Genomic DNA, 19557 nt, shown 5'->3' on the forward strand with positions numbered 1-19557 from the left:
CTTGGATCACAACAATCCTCATCACGCATCAATTCCGCGCAACCCGCGAAGCCTGCTTCACCCGCACAGTTCGCCAAAGAACTTGAGGTGATTTCCATTCGTGTTCCATCCATCCGCTGGAGCCGTCAGGGACGAGGAGTAGGGAACACGAGATCCTGGCGATGGCACTCTATTGTTTTTTTCGATTTTTTGAAAACACGACTTTGCAGAATAACTAGATATCCGTGACCGGAGCGAGCGGGGTTCCGGGTCAAGAAACGGAATCGGTTTAGATCGACAGCGTGTCCATTGTCCCACCCTGGGCGGCGTGTGCTCGCTCGCCCTCTAGCGTGCCACCAGCGGCAGGGGCGGGGCGGTAAATTCCACCACTCGCTTTCATGCACTCTGCGGCAGTGCGTTGTCATCTCTGGGGCCAATGACAATGCTCACTGCCTGCCGTGCGTCACGTTACGTTACGTGACGACCTTTGAACTGAATCCTGATTCCGGCTTGCCGATTCGGTCTGAACGATTGCCTTGATCTCGCTCAGTTAGGCACCGGTCAATTCTGACTCCACGATTCCAATCAGTTTGCTGTCCAAGTTGCTCACGCTTCGCCTCTACCCGGATATCCGTTTTTGATGATGTACTCGAAGCCAGAGATCAGCTCATCAATGCTAGGCCTTGTGAAGGGCATCGTTTGTATCGACGCTGCGTACAACTCTCCATCTGGTCGGACCACGAAGAGACCGGGTTCACTGAAGGTGTCCGGCTCGCTTGGCTTGATCGCCTTTGACACGTAAAGCCCCCACGCCCTGGCTTCTTCGATGGTGAAGTCGTATCCAATCCGAATGTTGTTCAGGCGCCATTCATCTTTGCTCTTCTTGGCTCGTTCGCGTGAGTCACTGCTGATCGCAACGGCCCCGATGCCCATCGCCTCCAGCTCATCCATCTTGCGCTCGATGCTGCCCAGATAACTTCGGCATATCGGGCAGTGATAGCCGCGATAGAAAAAGACGAACGTGAAGTGCTCAGGGGCTTGCTCGCTGAGCTCCCAGTCCGGTCCGTCAACTATTTTGACCGTCAAAACAGGAACCGTGGATTGTGGCTTAAGCATGCGTAGTATTTCCAATTCTAGTGTTCGCTGTATCATCAAAGTGATCAAAGAACCACCAAAGGGGTAATGCCCGAATGCCGCGTGGTTAAGCAGTGAATCACTGCATGTAGTCGACTTTGTCATTTGCCTGCACTGCCGGTAGCGATAGCAAATGTCGTACGGCACTTTTCGAGCCAACTAAATCAACAAACACGACCGAGCCCTGTTCTGATGGACTGAACTTCAAAACCCAGTTCTCCAAAACAAGAGCCCAGTCGTGCCCTCAAAGTCTAACCGATCGTTGGCCACAGTGGCCGCCAGTCTGCAAACCGAATCGGAACAGTCGTTGCTCTTTGAGCGGTTCTTGCCGGCCGCTGGAATCAACCAAGTCTGTCACGATCTTGACCACTCGTTTCGCGATCGAATCTACAGTCCCGTGGTCACGCTCGGGATGCTCCTCGGGCAGACGCTTTCAAGGGATCACTCGTGACGAAATGCTGTGGCCCGCCTGAACGCATGGCGGGTAGAGCATTCAAAACCGAAAGCCGACGCCAATACAACCGCATACTGCGAAGCCCGGCAGCGTCTGCCTGACGAGGTTGTTGCAGAAATCGCTCGACGCAGTGGGCATCAGTTGGAACGAAAACAAATCCATGTGGTGAATCTGCAATGCCTCGTGCAAAATCCTCTCGGACGCCGCGTAATCCTCATCCTTGTGAAAGACCGTCGCTCACAAGTTGCCGCGATTCAAAGCATGGTAAAGACCGCTTGCTTCATCGGCACGTGGCGGTCGAGGCATTGCTGCTTCCCGCAGTGTAGAAAACCGAGTGGAACAGGAATCGAAACACCTTCAAAGAGGCCTGACCCAATACTGTTCGGCCCGTTTGCTGCTGTGTCGCGTGGTGAGCAGTACTTTAGCCAGGAGCATGGGTTCGGTGGAGGCGAGTTGCTGAACCGAAGATGGCTGCGATTGACTGACCGCGCAGCATCGAACCGCCGAAGTTGTTGAGCTTCGGTCGGTGCGCAGTGGTCCTAGAGAGCCTTGGGTTTCAGTTTTTCGATGTGGGCTTCCAGTTCGTCGAGACTGGCCCAGCCAAGCAGGTAAAAGCAAATCATTTCGTAAGTGCGTTTGTTCGGTTGACCGCCGGTGTAGATCAGGATCAATAGGCACGCGATGATCGCCAAGTACATCTGAATCTCCACGCCGGCCGGCTTGGTGCTCAGGAGGTGACGACAGCCCAAGAGTTGTTTGATCATCCGGAAAAACAGTTCAATAAGCCAGCGAAGCCGATACGCTTCGGCAATCAGTTCGGCGGGGACATCCATCAAGTTGGTGACCAAACGCAGGCGACCATCGCAGTTGGAACCTTTGCTGCCAGTGCGGGTGTGAAGTGGAACTTCGATCTCGATGAAGCGAACCGGATGGTCGCTTGCCACTGTCTTGCTGTTGCTGGTGTGAGCCCCCAAAACGACTTCTCGGTCGATTCGCACGCCAGCATCGCGATCAACTTGAGTTAGGTCTCGATCGCATAGAATCTTCGGGGTGCTGTTGTCACGGGCCCGGCAAATGTAGCTGCTGCCGATGGCATTGATCTGATTGAACAGCTCGAACTTGGCATAGCCACGATCGGTCACATAGCATCGATCAGGTTGGAGCACTGAAGCCAGGACTGACTTCTCGTCATCCTTTCCCTTTGGTTTGGCCGGTGTCGCATCAATCCGCTCGGGGATACCGCGTAGGATCTCGAAGTGCGTGTGCATACGGTAGCCATCAACGGACTTTCCCTTGGTGGTTCCGCCAGCTTTGTCAGGCAGCCAAGCGAGTGAGGCCACCGGCACGGCTGTTTTGAATACGCTGCCATCAACGGCGGTGAGTTGATGTCCGATCGCGTCAAACTTCGATGGATCAGCTGATGGGACTTCGGTCGCAAGCTGCGCTGCGATTCTCTTCAGCGGTTCGGGATCAAAGATGCTGACCGACTCCGAAAGTGAGCCAAGGGAAGCTCGGTCGACGCCAAATTTCTTCTGAACCTCTTTGAGTGTACTGGCTTATTGAAGTCCACGCAGCGATGTCAGAATCGGATTGAACATCCACATAAGAACCAGTACGCCAAACTGGTCCATGTGCAGGTCACGATTGTCGGATTTGTCACGCTGGGTGCCGATATCGTGCAGGGTTTCCAGCAGCGGCCGGATCTTCCTGAAGAACTTCAGGCCCTGTAGATCACGTGCTCGGACATCCGACGAGTCTTCTGCGACGTTGCATTCATCGCTATCGACATCCTTGGGTGTTGGCTTTCGTCGTTTAGGAAGACGGTTGGTCACTGGCTAATCCGCTGTGTGTCAAACTGGCGGACGGTCCGCCGAATTCAATCGCATGCGCAAACGCCGTGCCGAAAAACAACAAAATCAACTTAGCGACTTTCGTGCCGAACAGTATTGGGCCTGACCCCTTTGATCTGCCTGCGCTGGAATCTACCAGATGCGAGCGATTGGCTATTCCTCGCCAGCCCCGCCGCCGCCATCACAGCTGGATGACATTTTCGCCCCCCCCCAGTCGATCGCTAACCAACCCCGCCCAATCCGCTAAAATGCTTGCAAAATGAGCGTGGGGCGTGCGAAAGTGCGTAAACGGATCACGCATGCGGGCGGATTGAGCCGGAGTGCCCCTGAGAAAAGGTTCATCCATCCCCGCAATTAGGCACAGGCAGGAAGCAAACCATCATGGCGAAGAAACGAGCGACGAAGAAGGAAGTCACAGAGGTCGCCAAATGAGCGAGCTAACCAACGACAAGGAGTACCGCGACTGGATCGTTTCGATCAAAAGCCGGGTCCAGGCATCCCAAATCAAAGCAGCCGTTGCGGTCAATTACGCGATGCTGGGACTTTATTGGTATCTGGGCGAGCAGATCATCGAGAGGCAGGAAACGGCCAAGTGGGGCGACGGTTTTTTGCAGCAAATGAGCAAGGATCTTTCCTCCGAATTCCCTGAAATCAAGGGGTTTTCCTATCGAAATCTGCGATCGATTCGGCAGTGGGTCAGCTTCTGGAATCAGCCCGATTCAATTGGGAAACAAGCTGTTTCCAAAAGTGATCCAAATTGGAAACAAGTTGTGGCCAAATTGGCCCCGGATGCGAAACAACTTGTTTCGCAGATCCCCTGGGGACACAACATCTTGCTTCTTCAGAAGCTAGACCGCCCCGCCGATGCCCTGTTCTACGTCCAAAAGACGATCGAAAACAACTGGTCGCGAGCCGTCCTGACATACTAGATTGACTTTGGACTGCACCGGCGAGAAGGCAAGGCGATCGACAACTTCGAGCCCACGCTGCCGCAGTCGGAGATGATGCGACGCAAGTACAAATCGCGGCGGTTCATCCGTTGGCCCCGAGTCGGGCCAATGGGATTGCATGAAGTGAAAACTTTCATGCTGCCGACTCGGTCAATGGCGTCGGTCGTTGACGGACGATTTTGACCTAACACCCATGCGAAACAAACGTTGTATCAACGCAAAATTGTCGTCGTTCTTCTTGTCTTGTTTCTCATTGCGGTGGCGTATCCAATTGTTCGCGTGCTGTTCGCGGTCAACGATGCGAGACAACGCCGCGAGGCGACGCTTGCCGAGCTAACGGACTACGTCTCGGTGTTGCGAAGCAATCAGTGGGACATTGATTCGGTTCTGACGTTCGAATTCGAGGCTGCAATCGCTCAACTGGAGCAAACGCTTCTTCCCGACTTGGAAACCCCACAATTGTTCTCAGCCTATGTTTCGCCAGCAAACATGGCCAACCATCCTAGCTCGACTCGATCGATCACGGTCTGGTGGTTGGAAGACGGATTTACCGTTGATGGCGTTGCTCTTCACATCGATGGGCAACCCCATTCAAAGATCGTTGGCTGGGGCCAGAGCATCACAGACAGCGATGGGAATCCCCCTGAACGATTCGGGAACCGCTATGACCGATACTTGGTCGCGGACGTTCTGGTTAACGAGAGCGACGAACCAGTTCGCGACGTCGGATTCGTTCTGAACAGCAGCGAATTGCAGCAATCGCTGGAGATAGAATTACTGACATCCAAACCGACGGGTGCTAAAATCCCAGTACACGTCGGAGGATTCAGCGATGGGGCTAGAACGAACTCAATCAGGTAATCTGGACCACTCCCCACACCGCTTCGCGTGCGGGCCACCTAACCAAGCCCGTGCCAGAACGCGGCGCATGCTTCTCAATCGCGGGTCTGACCGGTTCACGGTTTGGTACGTAGCCATACGCGGTTGAAGCTTTGCCCACCGGAAAGAAGCTAACCTTCTCTATTTGATACGCATCGACCAGATCGATTACCTGCTGCCGGCCGAGTGGCTATCGGACTTTGAACAGGAGCTGAAGTCTGGTTCGGACAGCTGGGAATGGCACGTCTTTCGACGAACTAGCCCAACCAACGTCCAACCGGTTGCACCGGAGTCCGCAGGTTAACGTTTCCGAATGGACGATTCGCTGGCGCGGGCCCCATTGTACGGTATCGTTCTATCGATCCGTTTCGCAATGCACCCAATTCACTTCGAACATTGCTGCTCCAGACATTCGGTGGATGGACTAGACGGTGCAAGCGAAACGCTAGCAGTCGCCAAATGGTTTTCTTTCGGTCAATCACCCCACTCGGTGGTACAATGTTCTTGCACCCCAAACAGGCGAACGAAACATTCTTCCGTTGGAAACCCAGACTTGCCCATGAACGAACCTTCTTCACGAACTCCCGAAGGCGTACCACACAAGTGCGAAATATGTGGGACCACATTTCAATTAAGCCCTGCTGTTGTTGGCGATGTTTGTTGTCCGAACTGCAACGGGCTCGCATGGCCGGTTGGCAACGAGGAACTCGATACCGAACCACACGCGAGCGATCTTGCGTCTAGCTGCGTGAAGGAGATTCGCTTACGTCCAGCGACCATTGACACGGACTTCGATCAGAAAGCGAAGCGGGCGATATCGCATTTTCGCAAGCGACGAGACGTGCGCGTGTCTGCACTGTTCCGAAGTCGTCATCCTGAGGCTCAAAGTCAGGCTACGGCACTGCTTGAACGTTTCGTCAACTCGCTGGTGCCAAAGCATGCGACAATCAAGTCCTCCGCACAAATCGATGGACGACGGATACGCTGCACCTTGACCTCAGCGCTGCCTCAGGACGGCGAATAACCACGCGACCGACGGGGAACTGCCGAGCCGTGTTTTTTGAGATGGAGGATTGAACGCGGCGCGTCCATCGCACCGGTTCATCCGCTTGAATCTATCGAACAGCCACCTCCTCCACCAAGGAATTTGAAATGAAGCGGACATGGATGACCATCGGTGACAGATGACGATTTGCGACATGTCCGTGCGGCAAAGCAAACTGCCGCGGCCGACGATGACCTCCATGCATCTCCAAGAACTCGCATCAACACGACGCGCCAATGCTAGGCCATAGTGACGGCGAACGGGCACCCGAGCAGATCGCCGAGACTTACAATGCTTGGACCGTGGTAACGAAACTTGAAAAGGAATCAAATGAAGTTTGCAATGCGTTTGGGAGGCTTTCTCTGTTTCGGTTTTGCACTGACCTATTTCAGTTTTGCAGAGAGCCCGCGAAATAGAGGCGCCCTCTGTGCCAACATGCGTGAGACAACTTTGAATTTCATCAGAGTTGAGGGCATGGAGCATTCGCATGACCGATACCGCCAACAAAAAAATTGAAAAAGATCCCGAGGTGACACAGAAAGCGGCCCGTCGCCGCTTCACCGCCGACTACAAACGCCGTATCGCCCTGGAGGCCGAAAGCTGTAGCGAGCCCGGAGAAATCGGGGCGTTGCTCAGACGCGAGGGAATTTACTCCTCGGTCCTGGCAAAATGGCGTCGTCAATTGCGGGAGGAATCATTGTCATCATCGAAAAAGTCTAACGGCAAAACTTCACCAGCCGATCAACTCAAACGTCTTGAACGTGAGAACGAGCGGCTCAAGGAGAAGCTCCGCCACGCCGAGCTGATCATTGACGTCCAAAAAAAAGTCTCGGAGATGATGCAGATACGATCACACGAGAAGGACGACTGACAGCCGCCAAACAACTGAGTGAAACAGTCGGCGTCGCGGCGGCTTGCCGTGCGATGAATGTGTCGCGTGCGACGTTCTATCGTCGCCGCGACCCCGATCGACAAGCCGCGCCGAGGCCGGCGCCCGCTCGAGCTCTATCACCGCAAGAACGCCAAGAAGTACTTGATCAACTCAACAGCGAGCGTTTCGCTGATCATGCACCACGACAGGTCTACGCCAAGTTGCTCGACGAGGGCGACTACCTGTGCAGCGTGCGAACGATGTATCGCATCTTGGCCGACAATCAAAGCACACGCGAACGACGAAACCAGCTGAAGCATCCCGAGTATCGCAAACCAGAACTGCTCGCCACCGCGCCCAACGAAGTCTGGTCTTGGGACATCACCAAACTCAAGGGCCCCGAAACATGGACGTACTACTACCTCTACGTGATTCTGGACATCTACAGCCGCTGCGTCGTTGGCTGGATGCTGGCCGATAGCGAGAGCGCCGACTTGGCCAAGCAGCTGATTGAAACCACGATCGACAAGCAGAACATTCCACCCGAACAACTGATCATTCACAGCGACCGGGGACCTTCGATGACATCTCACAGCGTCGCGCAGCTACTCAGTTCGCTGGGCGTCACCAAATCACACAGCCGACCGCACGTCTCCAACGACAATCCGTTCTCGGAAAGCCAATTCAAAACGATGAAGTATCGACCTGAGTTCCCCAAACGCTTTGGCTGTTACGAAGACGGCTTGCAGTTCTGTCGCACGTTTTTCACCTGGTACAACAACGAGCACTATCACAGCGGCATCGGGTTGCTAACTCCATCATCGTTGCACTTCGGCCGCGCCGAGGAAGTTACTGCCGCTCGCACGCAGACTCTTCATGGTGCGTGGAAAAAAACACCCGAGCGTTTCGTTCACGGAATTCCCAAGCCAGCAAGTGTTCCCAAAGCCGTCTGGATCAACCCTCCCAAACCAATCGATGAACGCAAAAGGGAAGCCCCCGAGCCAACCTGCCCGGGAGCTTCCGAAGAAACGTCTTTGACGCACCCTCGATCCGATTATCCCTTGGACGGTTGCGTCCCCGCAGAGCCGTCTTCCGTTTCACCGGACGAATCAACCTTACCACCGAAAACACCTTTGAACACCCGAGCGATGCCTGAAAAAATCCCGGGGGTTCGGGGGCTGGCCCCCAAGTGCGCTGGCATCAATCACTGAACCGTTTAGAAAGTTGTCTCAATGTCGTTGACACATTCCGGCGACGAAGCTCGAGAAAGACCAAAAGAAGTGCGACGGTTGGCCGAAGAGATTCGTCGGATTGACGTCGTAGATCTCTTGTCCGCCAGGAGCGATGAGTTTGCACTTCCAGCACGAAACCCAGAAAAGGTGCAGTCGGAGATTCACATTTTGTTCCAACTTCGCTCGGTACTGATAAGCGAATTGCGAGAGGTCGTTAGGCAAGCAGACGCTGGAACGGTGGACCTCAAGAAAGTTCGTGAAGGTACAGAGGAGCTAGAGAAATTTCGAAATGCAAGTGTGGAACAGGTAGAAACATTATTGAAAGATCAGTTCTCCGAGACTCAGTTCAACGCTATTGTTGATGGCTTCATGCGAGCGTGTCCGCAGAATTACTATCACTGCGAGTTTCTTGCGAAGCAGCTAGATCTAACCGACGAGCAAATCCAGAAGCTTCATGGGCTGCGACGCGCTGAGATACTGATTATAAATGGCGTTGACCGCAGCGGGGAAAACCCGTTCGCTGCTGTTGCCGCGAGATTGGGGGCACAAAGGGCGAAAGCTGCAGACGTGCTGACAGAGGAGCAGTTGGAAATCGTTTGGAAAGCACAAAAACTGTGGAAAGAAGGCGAAGATGTTGAGAAGTTTCTTGCCCGATTCAGTGGCAATCCAGGCGGGAGAAGATTCATTAAGGAATCGAAAGCCTTAACGCAGAAGTGGGACGAAATTTTCCCGAACACCCCATTGTAAAGCAGCCGTTTCCCTGGATTTGCGAGAACGGTTGCAGCGGTGGGTTCCCGAGCGTTGTCGCCAACGAACCGATCGAAGACGACGACGCCTTGGATGCGAATTTGAAACCATGACTTCTTCATTCTGCAATCATCCATGCGGTCCAGGTCAAATGCAAGCCTTCACAACAGAGGCGGGTGCGTGGCAAACGCAACGACTCCGACAACGAGGGCCCCGCGAAAACGTATTGTTCTGTCGATGAGTTTTGCCATGCATCCAATTTTTCTCAACGATTGCTGGCCCGGCCATTCGGTGGACGGCCTAAACGGTGCCCGCTGAACGCTAAGCAGTCGCGGGACGGTTTTCTTTCGGTGAAACAACTCACTGTTGCGGTACAATGTTCACGTGTCACAAACAGGCGAACGAAACATTTTTTCGTTGATCCCCTGACTTGCCCATGAACGAACCTTCTTCACGAACTCCCGAAGGGGTACTTCACCGGTGCGAAATATGGGGGACAGCATTTCAACTGAGTCCTGCTGTCGTTGGCGATGTTTGCTGTCCGAACTGCAACGCGCCGCCCCAAGACGACGAATAACCACACGATCGACATGGAACCGCCGAGCCGCGTTTTCCCACGTGGATGACCGATTTCCGCCGCTCAGTGATTTCCGACGATAGCCAACAAAAATGAAAACGAACGCACTATGAATCGCACTCTGATCTTTGTCGCATCGGTCGCTGCCCCGGCTGCTACGCAAGCTGCGGACACTGGAGTGACGTATGCTTTTTCACCGGATCTTGGGATCGAAGGAAATCCCGCAATGGCCGCGATCGGCTTTCCCGGAATCATTGCGATCAAGTCATTGGTTTCGATCGTGATCGCGTTTATGACCTACTACTGGTGGCGAAATCCAGTTGCACTCAAAGCCCCGGAGAAACGCGATGACGTGTGGGCCTTCGCATCGCTCAACTATTTTGGATCGGAACTGTCGGGACGGACGTTTGTGCATAGGTTCCTGACGAGGGCGCCGAAAAACTGGGCGATGGCGATTCAAATGACGGGACTCATGCTTGCAGTGATCGTTGCTGCGGGAAGCCTCCTGGCGATTTTCTCCTGGTTTGCGATCCACCAATGGAACCTGACTTGGTATCGGAAGGCATATTTCCGCACTCACTTTGCGTTCCCCTTTCTTTTGCTTGCGCCTATCTACGCAGCCGCCGCCACCCTGTATTTCAAAGCCGAACACGCTCGACTTCGTGCGACCCTAGCCGGCGAATAACCTTGCGTTTTGCGAGTGGATGCCCAGAGGATTCGAAACAAACTCGATCCCGTGGGTGTCCCCATAGAATCTGACGTCGGCTGCGTCGCGGACGCAATGTGACCGCGCAGCCCAGCGGCCCAGCGCAAGATCGCGTTTAAGCGATGCGGGTGCGGTATCGATAGAACCATGCCAATGACGCGATGCCGAGCCAAAGCAGCGCGGTGCCGACAGGTGCCACTCATGACTTGCGTCTTCCGCAAAACCGCCACTATCGACACTGCTGTGATGAAGGCGCCGACAAAACATCCATTTTCTCCCGAAGGCGTCGCGAAAACACCTTGCTGGATGCTACTTTCCTTAGAGCTATTCAATTAACATGGGGGCATTGTTGATGAAGAACTATTGGGCATACTTTTTAGAACATTCTTTACCGATCTCTCTTTCGCTTGCCACAATGATGACAATGCGAAGTGCTGATACGCAGCCTGCATTCGGATCAAACCCGGAGTTCCTAGGCACCCATCGTCGCTTCAACCACCCAGTATGGATTGTCATGCCGGACATAAAGCCAGATCACGTCCCTCTGGACGTTGGAGATGAGCAGGTTTGCAGAGCTCCGAACACCCATCCCATGGCAGCGGCCTACCACTTGCCGGCTAGTTGACGGTTGCCGTCGACGCCCCCATCGTACCAAAGTCCGATTACCCAACACGCAGGCACGCTGCTCTCGATTGCACTCAATGGCGCAATTGTCTTTGAAAAAAGGCCTTCGAGCAGGTTGCGGGGAAGCACCTCGCGAGCAGTTCGGATTCGATTGCGATAATGCTGGACAGGAAACACGCTAAGAACCGACCAAAACAAACCTGCCACTCAACTTCTGTAAAGCAATGCAAAACAAACTGTTATTTGTTGACGACGATCCGATCCTCCTTGGTGTTCTTTCGGGTATCGCGAGCAGAGGCCTGGGCCCTGACTTTGAAATAAACTCGTGTGAAGGCGGCGAAACTGCGATTGAGGCAGCGAACTCGCTGGGACCGTTCTCTGTTGTCGTTGTTGACATGCAAATGCCGAAGATGAATGGCATTGAAACGATCGGGCACCTTCGCGAAAAAATGCCGAAAGCCGTCTTTGTGATGCTGACTGGCAACAAGGACCAAGAGACTGCAATCCAAGCGATTAACGCTGGGCAACTCTTCAGGTTTTTGTCCAAGCCGTGCAAGGCGGAAGAACTGACATCGACGATCCTAGCCGCCCAGACGCAGTACAATAAGCTGACCTCCAGAAATGAACTGCTCAGCAAGACATTGGCAGGCACCTTGGACCTGATGACCGATCTGATTGAGATGCCTAGCGGGCGGAACATTGACACTACTCGCATGCTAGAAGCAATCAAAGATCTTGCGAGAAGAATGTCGGTCGAACTGGACTGGGAGGAAGAAATCGCTGCACGTGTGTTCCTAGTGGGGATTGCGACCCTAAGCCCACGTGAGGCCGAAATTTTCGATTCTCAAGAGCCAACCACGGTCGAACACAGAGAACTTTTCGCGAAAATCTGCAGGACTTCCGCTGGTCTCCTACGAAAGATGCCAAGGTTTGATTGGATAGTGGAACTGCTGCATGCGGTTCCTTCGGCAGAGAGGTTCCATCGATCAGGTGAACGGATCGACGTGTCTGCAGTCTTGCTGCGTGTCGTCTTCTACTGGAATTTCTTGACGATGAAAGGCCTGTGCGTAGAGGCAGTGTCTGCAACTATACGAAAAATACTTCCGGAGGTGAATGACTTACTGATTGACGCGATGGAATGCCTTCATGACAACCGCGACGCACTTTGCCTAACAAGGGTATCCGCTGCCGACCTGAGGCCAGGGATGATACCGCACGAAGACATTACTGGACAAAACGGATCCATTTGCATTGCCGGCGGACGTCGGTTGACACAATCGACGATCGAAAACATGTCCGAGAGGCCTGGGCTAATGAAAAAAGAATATCTGATCGTTTCAAACTCAATCCTGGGTCCGCAATACGCGGGTTAACGAGCAAGATTCTCTGCTTCGGAAACAGTCAGCAGTTCCCGGTCGCCCCGTGCTACTGGGTGGTGAGCGTGGGGTGAAGGTGCATTTGAAGGTTGGCCGAGTTGCCGTGGCCTACTGCGAAGGCGATTTCGTGCCTTCGGAACCGACGTCCATCGCTCGTGGGGCGTCCCAAACGACAAATCGGAGGGAGAGCGCGCGGCTGGGCGCGTAGCGCCACCAGTGCTGAGTCCAAAATCGACGTTTTAGACCGCTGAGGTTACGCTACTTCTGGCCGATCTTATCCACGAGGCGGCGTGTGCTGCCTCTCTTGAAATTGGAAATCTGCCAATGGTGAGCTATTTTCACTTGAGGAGATTTCACAATGACACGAAAACGACGCTCTTTCTCGGCTGCTGAAAAGGCTGCCGCCGTCCGCAAGCACCTTGTCGACAAAGTTCCTGTTTCCCAGATCGCCGACCAGATGCAGGTTCAACCGACGTTGATCCACAACTGGGTCAATGCCGTCATGAGCCAAGCTGAACGGGCTTTTGAAACGCCCCGCTCGACCAAGGCCGGCAAGGTGAAAACCGATCGCACGGTCATCGAACTGCGTGAGAAACTCATCGCTAAGAACGAGGTGATTTCCGAGTTGATGGAGGAGAACATCCGCTCAAAAAAAGACAATGGGGAACTCTGAAAGGTCGATGGGTTCCCCATGACACGCGAGACCAAATCGTCGACTACACCAAGTACTGGCACGAACGAACTGAGATCGGAATCGGTCAGCTCTTGCGATGGATCGAGCTGCCCACCAGCAAGTATCACAACTGGAAGCGACGTTACGGCAAGGTGAATGCCCACAACGGCAAAGTTCCCAGGGAATGGTGGCTGGAAGACTGGGAGAAGCAGGCGATCGTCGATTTTCACGACAAAAACCCGCTCGAAGGTTACCGAAGGCTGACGTTCATGATGCTCGATGAAGACGTGGTGGCGGTCGCTCCGTCGACGGTCTACCGCGTGCTCAAGGCCGCAGGCCGACTGGATCGAAAAAGCAACAAGGCATCGCAAAAAGGAAACGGATTCAAGCATCCGCTGAAAGCCCATGCGCACTGGCATGTCGACATTTCCTACATCAATGCTGGCGGGACGTTCTTCTACTTGATCACGATTCTCGATGGCTACAGCCGGTACATCGTGCATCATGAACTACGCGAGTCGATGACCGAACTGGACGTGGAAATCGTCTGCCAAGCGGCTTTGGAAAAACACCCCGGCGTGAAGCCTCGGATCATCAGCGACAACGGTCCTCAATTCGTCGCCGGTGACTTCAAGTCGTTCGTCCGTCACAGCGGGATGACGCATGTAAAAACCAGTCCGTACTATCCACAGAGCAACGGCAAGCTCGAGCGGTGGCACAAGTCGCTCAAGGTTGAAAGCATTCGTCCGAACTGTCCACGAAATGCCGCCGAAGCGATCAAGCTGATCTCGGAGTATGTCCATCACTACAACGAGGTCAGGCTTCACAGCGCGATCGGCTACGTTACGCCGGCTGACTTCCTGGCCGGATTGGCACCGGAAATTCACTCCGAACGAGACCGTAAACTCGAAGAAGCTCGGATGCGTCGGCGTTCGACGTCGCGCAGTAGTGACAGCGAACTTGCAGTTGCCGGATGATCAGACGAGAATGTCTACGCTTGGTCGGAGGATAGGGCTCTGCAGAGGTGCAACCTGAGCGCCGCATCAAGTGCGTAGACCGAAAGGCAGGCGGTTGTCGCCAGTCGATGACCGCCACCTTTCCCTTTCGGGATACGCCACAAAGCGAAAAACCTTCCACACTGGAGGCGTGGATCACGAGGCGGGAGGACGCCATCAAATTACGTTTCAAGCCATCGGTCGATTTCCAATTCCCGCTGAACCAGCACAGGCGGAACACCCATCGCCGATCCACTGAGCATCGCTTGCCAAAGTTCGGCAAACGACTCAAACACGAAGTGATTCACATGGCTGCGAAGCTTTTCCCACAACGCTCGGCGACTCTTGAACTTCTCCTGCACCGAGGCAAACAGCGGACAGCATGCTTGCTGTACTTGGTCAACCATGAACGCTAAAAACATCAGCAGCATCAGTACCGTTGATAGGTTTTGCTTTCCATGACCGTAGTTGTGTTCAAAGTGGTAGCCTTGATTCTTGAGCGTATTAAACGTCTCATTCTCAATCCGCCAGCGACTACGACCTCCCGCGGCGAATTTCGATAGCAGCGAACGATCTAACGTGACGTTCGTCAACCCCCGGCTCCAATCAAGGCTTCATCCAATCGCGACACGCTAGCAAATCACCACACCGTATTTTACGGGATTTAGCCAACCGCCGGGAACTGCTGGGAAACAGGGGACGTATTTCGTGCATCCCTGCGAGGCCATACCCGCAAAATGATCTGTGAAGTCACGAACGCCGCCTAGCTGAAGGCAGCCAAGAAGTGCATCCTATTTGCGGAAACCAAGATCGTCGATAACCGCCTTCATGGGATGAAGTTTGCGACACGAACCCCAGGCGGACCTCATGAACTGGTTCGGCCTGGCTGCTAGGTAAATAACTCTTCCTCTCCCTCACAGGTTCGACGGGAGATCTGGCCAGCATCATCGAGTTGGCGAGCAATATTTATGATTTTCTGCCGTGCTAGCTCTACTTCCTTGAGCCGGACGCTCCCAAGGTACTCTATTTCCTCCTGCAGATTCGCCGCGGCTCCAGAACTCATATTGAGCATGATCTTCTCTTTCAGTTGCGTGTCAGCCCCCTTGAGCGACATCGCCCAATCAGACGTGGCAACCTGCTTGAGAAGTGTTTGAATGTCACAATCGACGAGCTTTGAGATATCGTCGAACACAAACATCAGTCGTCGGATTTCGTCACGCAGCTCGGGATCTTCTTGGCCAACGGCCTCCAATAGCCTTGATTCATTCGACGGCTCGGAGGCCTTTAGAATATTGGCGACCACCTCGACCCCGCCCACCTGAATATGCTGGCCACCCAAGCCGCTAATCTGCAACTCTAGGCCGTCATTCAGTTCCTTGACCGCTCCTGGGCTAGCCTTCTCCATAGCGGCGAGGCGAGAAACGACGTCCAATCGTTGATCTGGATCCAAGCCCGTGATCACCTCAGCCGCACAAGGGCCAGACACGTGACACAGCAGAAACGCTATCGCTTGCGGATGTTCGTTTCGAACGTTTTGCAGCACGGTTTGGGCGTCGACATTCCGAAGAAAACCGAACTGGGGCGACTCGATTGCCTGCTGCAATGCATCGACGAGATCCTGGGCATCGTGCCCAAACGCCTCTACCAGGAGCTCCCCCGCTCGCTCAAGTCCTCCGAGACCGGCGCTCAGCAAGCTCACCTTGCTGTTCAAGAACTCCGCGAGGACCAATTCTTGGTCTTCGCCGCCGACTGACTCAGTCTTAGCGATCGTCAGGCCAATCGCTTCGATGTATCGGGGAGATAGCTTGCTCAATACCGTAGCAGCTAAACTGCTAGGCATACTCATCAACAGGATGGACGCCTTGCGCAGCCCCTCTTCGTCAAGCCCCGGACTGTTCTGCAACGTCACGCTAAGTTCCCTCCGTGCTCGTAATTGCTCACTAGCACCTGCACTTTGTTCACCAACAGGTCACTGCACCCTGACCTGCATTGAAACGATTAAATTAACGGACGTTGTCGTTCCAGCTTCAATTCCTAGGGCATCCCACGGTCGACGGCGCACAGGACCTGAGCCAGCGTCTCGCCAACGTCTCGCCATCGTTGCCTGTGATCCTTTGACTCTTTTCGGTTAGCTAAAATCAACTACCAACGCTCTGTATATCAGACACGGGGGCACCCTTACAACAGCGAAGTATTGGTGATTTATCGGCCCACCCTCTGTGCCAACATGCGTGAGACAACTTTGAATTTCATCAGAGTTGAGGGCATGGAGCATTCGCATGACCGATACCGCCAACAAAAAAATTGAAAAAGATCCCGAGGTGACACAGAAAGCGGCCCGTCGCCGCTTCACCGCCGACTACAAACGCCGTATCGCCCTGGAGGCCGAAAGCTGTAGCGAGCCCGGAGAAATCGGGGCGTTGCTCAGACGCGAGGGAATTTACTCCTCGGTCCTGGCAAAATGGCGTCGTCAATTGCGGGAGGAATCATTGTCATCATCGAAAAAGTCTAACGGCAAAACTTCACCAGCCGATCAACTCAAACGTCTTGAACGTGAGAACGAGCGGCTCAAGGAGAAGCTCCGCCACGCCGAGCTGATCATTGACGTCCAAAAAAAAGTCTCGGAGATGATGCAGATACGATCACACGAGAAGGACGACTGACAGCCGCCAAACAACTGAGTGAAACAGTCGGCGTCGCGGCTGCTTGCCGTGCGATGAATGTGTCGCGTGCGACGTTCTATCGTCGCCGCGACCCCGATCGACAAGCCGCGCCGAGGCCGGCGCCCGCTCGAGCTCTATCACCGCAAGAACGCCAAGAAGTACTTGATCAACTCAACAGCGAGCGTTTCGCTGATCATGCACCACGACAGGTCTACGCCAAGTTGCTCGACGAGGGCGACTACCTGTGTAGCGTGCGAACGATGTATCGCATCTTGGCCGACAATCAAAGCACACGCGAACGACGAAACCAGCTGAAGCATCCCGAGTATCGCAAACCAGAACTGCTCGCCACCGCGCCCAACGAAGTCTGGTCTTGGGACATCACCAAACTCAAGGGCCCCGAAACATGGACGTACTACTACCTCTACGTGATTCTGGACATCTACAGCCGCTGCGTCGTTGGCTGGATGCTGGCCGATAGCGAGAGCGCCGACTTGGCCAAGCAGCTGATTGAAACCACGATCGACAAGCAGAACATTCCACCCGAACAACTGATCATTCACAGCGACCGGGGACCTTCGATGACATCTCACAGCGTAGCGCAGCTACTCAGTTCGCTGGGCGTCACCAAATCACACAGCCGACCGCACGTCTCCAACGACAATCCGTTCTCGGAAAGCCAATTCAAAACGATGAAGTATCGACCTGAGTTCCCCAAACGCTTTGGCTGTTACGAAGACGGCTTGCAGTTCTGTCGCACGTTTTTCACCTGGTACAACAACGAGCACTATCACAGCGGCATCGGGTTGCTAACTCCATCATCGTTGCACTTCGGCCGCGCCGAGGAAGTAACTGCCGCTCGCACGCAGACTCTTCATGGTGCGTGGAAAAAAACACCCGAGCGTTTCGTTCACGGAATTCCCAAGCCAGCAAGTGTTCCCCAAGCCGTCTGGATCAACCCTCCCAAACCAATCGATGAACGCAAAAGGGAAGCCCCCGAGCCAACCTGCCCGGGAGCTTCCGAAGAAACGTCTTTGACGCACCCTCGATCCGATTATCCCTTGGACGGTTGCGTCCCCGCAGAGCCGCCTTCCGTTTCACCGGACGAATCAACCTTACCACCGAAAACACCTTTGAACACCCGAGCGATGCCTGAAAAAATCCCGGGGGTTTGGGGGCTGGCCCCCAAGTGCGCTGGCATCAATCACTGAACCGTTTAGAAAGTTGTCTCAATGTCGTTGACACATTCCGCCATCCGGGTTTCGCGCGGGTAAAGACCGAGTCCACCGCAGCAAAAGCAGATCGGGGGCTGGCCCCTGACCAACCTGGTTGCAGCATCGAACGCACATCAAAAAGTTGCCTCACTGCCGTTGACACATTCCAGGATCGCGAACAAGTCGAGTCAATCAGTGAACTTCTTGCTTGTGCTCACGGCGTCACCTATGATTCGGGACTTTCTCAACGGAGGCACCAATGCCGCTCAGTCTCCGATTAATCAAGACGATGCGGCAGGGAATTCGAATTGCCGTTAAAGCGAAGAACTAATTGTTTCCGAATAACCAAATGAAGCGTTTCATTGCCATAGGCAGTTTGTGGCGAGCGTCGCTTGGCCAGAGAAAATACTCGAAACGAATACTTGAACCGACAACGGGAAGGAAGCGTGCCAGTGCCCAGGAATTTCCCTGAGGTTCCGACCTGAATATGAGCGATTCACCCATGTCAGATTACATCCCGATATTCATTTCGACGTTAGAACCAAATACAATTCCGGGCGTTGATCTTTTTCAACGCGAGGCAGACGGAGATCGCTTTGTCTTATACTGCGCTGACGACCACCCAATCGACGAAGGCGGTCTGGCAAGACTTCGAGCGAGAGGCACCAAGCATCTCTATGTTGCCAGCGGCTCAAGGGACTTGTTTCAGCAATATTTGCGAAGCTTGATCGAAGCCCCATCGCGACCAGGGGAGGTGAGCGTCGCCGCGCGTGCTGGTGCTTTAAGCGAAGTGGTTCGCGACGTGCTTGACGCTTCTTTTAGCGCTGGCGACTTAGGAAACACTGTCGCCGAAGCGTCGCGATGGGGCGCGTTGACTGCTGGAATAATATGCAGCAATTCGTCAGCTGCTGCTGAGCTATTCCGCGTACTTCACCATGACTATGCGACCTTTACTCACTCAGCAAATGTCGCGTTCTATGCCGCTATGCTGGCGGCCAAACTCGGTTTTTCGCAACACGATATTGAGCAGATCACCACGGGCGGACTGTTGCATGACCTGGGAAAGCTCTCCATCGACGACAAAATTCTTTCCAAGCCAGGTCGCTTAACGGAAGGAGAATTCCGGACTGTGAAAATGCACCCGACCTGGGGGTTGAGGCAGCTAGGCTGCCGGAAAGACCTGTCTTTTGGGCAGCTGATGATGGTCTACCAGCATCACGAGCGTGTGGACGGAGAGGGCTACCCGGTGGGCATTCTTGATGATGAAATCCATGACTGGGCAAAAATCTGCGCGGTTGTCGATGTATTTGAGGCGATGACAAGCTTTCGGCCCTACCGTGGCCCGATGCCGAAACAGCTTGCTTTAGAAATCATGGAAAAAGACCGCAGCAAGGCTTTCGATTCGGAGGTACTAGAATGTTGGGCGAAGCTTACTCGCGAGATTTGCAAGTTTTGATCACAAGCTTGCCACAAACGATCAGATTACCACCTTCGCATGAGCGTTTTTTTGAACTGAGCGGCCCGTCGACGCCCTACGAGAACAATACACGAAGAGCGGTTCGCACTAATATTCGAGCGCGCGGAGTAT

At 54.0% G+C, this 19557-nt stretch carries 14 protein-coding genes and 3 pseudogenes; 12 read left to right on the top strand and 5 right to left on the bottom strand.

Annotation, left to right across the window (positions count from 1 at the left end):
• Positions 1-585 precede the first annotated feature (585 nt).
• A complete protein-coding gene (locus K227x_RS24635) occupies positions 586-1095 on the bottom strand; it encodes a peroxiredoxin-like family protein (RefSeq protein WP_145174194.1) in 510 nt (169 codons plus the stop codon).
• A 256-nt stretch (positions 1096-1351) separates the two neighbouring features.
• Between K227x_RS24635 and K227x_RS30830 the strand changes: the two genes are divergently transcribed.
• Entirely contained in the window at positions 1352-1564 is a 213-nt protein-coding gene (locus K227x_RS30830) for a hypothetical protein (protein ID WP_218933498.1), read from the top strand.
• 542 nt (positions 1565-2106) lie between these two features.
• On the opposite strand, the pseudogene K227x_RS24640 reads toward K227x_RS30830, so the two are convergent.
• Positions 2107-3096 (bottom strand): annotated as a pseudogene (locus K227x_RS24640) (IS4 family transposase); the annotation flags it as partial.
• A 27-nt stretch (positions 3097-3123) separates the two neighbouring features.
• Positions 3124-3399 (bottom strand): hypothetical protein, encoded by a 276-nt coding sequence (locus K227x_RS24645; RefSeq protein ID WP_145174200.1) that lies wholly within the window; start codon positions 3397-3399, stop codon positions 3124-3126.
• A gap of 446 nt (positions 3400-3845) precedes the next feature.
• Here K227x_RS24645 and K227x_RS24650 point away from each other — a divergent pair, with 446 nt between their 5' ends.
• The 9 genes and pseudogenes from K227x_RS24650 to K227x_RS24690 all read left to right on the top strand — a co-directional run bounded on the left by K227x_RS24650 (position 3846) and on the right by K227x_RS24690 (position 14074).
• Entirely contained in the window at positions 3846-4346 is a 501-nt protein-coding gene (locus tag K227x_RS24650; protein WP_246146203.1) for a DUF1016 N-terminal domain-containing protein, read from the top strand.
• A 279-nt stretch (positions 4347-4625) separates the two neighbouring features.
• Positions 4626-5228 carry a hypothetical protein gene (locus tag K227x_RS24655; protein ID WP_218933499.1) on the top strand — a complete coding sequence of 201 codons (603 nt, stop codon included), beginning with the start codon at positions 4626-4628 and terminating at the stop codon, positions 5226-5228.
• Positions 5229-5805: 577 nt separating this feature from the next.
• Positions 5806-6270 (top strand): hypothetical protein, encoded by a 465-nt coding sequence (locus K227x_RS31635; protein WP_391540464.1) that lies wholly within the window; start codon positions 5806-5808, stop codon positions 6268-6270.
• A 508-nt stretch (positions 6271-6778) separates the two neighbouring features.
• Positions 6779-8142 (top strand): annotated as a pseudogene (locus K227x_RS24665) (IS3 family transposase); the annotation flags it as partial.
• Between the two features lie 252 nt (positions 8143-8394).
• Complete coding sequence (locus tag K227x_RS24670) at positions 8395-9141, top strand: hypothetical protein (RefSeq protein WP_145174209.1); 747 nt, start codon at positions 8395-8397, stop codon at positions 9139-9141.
• 686 nt (positions 9142-9827) lie between these two features.
• The gene (locus tag K227x_RS24675; RefSeq protein WP_145174212.1) at positions 9828-10403 is read left to right on the top strand and encodes a hypothetical protein; all 576 of its coding nucleotides are present in this window, start codon (positions 9828-9830) and stop codon (positions 10401-10403) included.
• 869 nt (positions 10404-11272) lie between these two features.
• Entirely contained in the window at positions 11273-12421 is a 1149-nt protein-coding gene (locus K227x_RS24680) for a response regulator (protein WP_145174215.1), read from the top strand.
• Between the two features lie 361 nt (positions 12422-12782).
• A complete protein-coding gene (locus K227x_RS24685) occupies positions 12783-13097 on the top strand; it encodes a transposase (RefSeq protein ID WP_145172788.1) in 315 nt (104 codons plus the stop codon).
• A 35-nt stretch (positions 13098-13132) separates the two neighbouring features.
• Positions 13133-14074, top strand: coding sequence for an IS3 family transposase (locus K227x_RS24690; RefSeq protein ID WP_261343464.1), 942 nt, complete (start codon positions 13133-13135; stop codon positions 14072-14074).
• Positions 14075-14274: 200 nt separating this feature from the next.
• On the opposite strand, the gene K227x_RS30840 is transcribed toward K227x_RS24690, so the two are convergent.
• Complete coding sequence (locus K227x_RS30840; RefSeq protein WP_218933502.1) at positions 14275-14685, bottom strand: hypothetical protein; 411 nt, start codon at positions 14683-14685, stop codon at positions 14275-14277.
• A 296-nt stretch (positions 14686-14981) separates the two neighbouring features.
• Positions 14982-16001 (bottom strand): flagellar motor switch protein FliG, encoded by a 1020-nt coding sequence (gene fliG / locus K227x_RS24700; protein WP_246146205.1) that lies wholly within the window; start codon positions 15999-16001, stop codon positions 14982-14984.
• A gap of 370 nt (positions 16002-16371) precedes the next feature.
• Between fliG and K227x_RS24705 the strand changes: the two are divergent.
• A pseudogene (locus K227x_RS24705) lies at positions 16372-17735 on the top strand (IS3 family transposase); the annotation flags it as partial.
• A 736-nt stretch (positions 17736-18471) separates the two neighbouring features.
• Positions 18472-19425 (top strand): HD-GYP domain-containing protein, encoded by a 954-nt coding sequence (locus tag K227x_RS24710; protein ID WP_145174218.1) that lies wholly within the window; start codon positions 18472-18474, stop codon positions 19423-19425.
• The last annotated feature ends 132 nt before the right edge of the window (positions 19426-19557 follow it).

The sequence above is a fragment of the Rubripirellula lacrimiformis genome, from assembly GCF_007741535.1.
GTDB classification, from domain to species: domain Bacteria; phylum Planctomycetota; class Planctomycetia; order Pirellulales; family Pirellulaceae; genus Rubripirellula; species Rubripirellula lacrimiformis.